Here is a 227-nt window from a genome sequence, read left to right as displayed (position 1 = left end):
GGGATATAATCCTTATGCTTTCTTTTTTGAACAAAGAAATTTGCCACGACTTTAAAATCACTGTGGAAACGGCTGATCTCCTCTTCTGTAAGCCATGCGATCTCAAATACTTTCATTTCATAATCATTGATGTACTCTTCCAGTCCTTCCGGGATTTTCATCAACCCTTTGATATTCTTTTTGCCATACCAGTGATGATCCGTACCGAAGTACAATACAATTGTCAT

General features: G+C 37.4%; 1 pseudogene. It reads right to left on the bottom strand.

The features are described 5' to 3' along the window. Nucleotides 1-227: pseudogene (locus tag GPK60_RS08430) on the bottom strand (transposase); the annotation flags it as partial.

The organism is Ruminococcus sp. MCC718, assembly GCF_018783905.1.
Lineage (GTDB): Bacteria > Bacillota > Clostridia > Lachnospirales > Lachnospiraceae > Hominisplanchenecus > Hominisplanchenecus faecis.
Note: the sequence above shows the minus strand (reverse complement) of the source record. Positions and strands in the feature narration are given on the sequence as shown.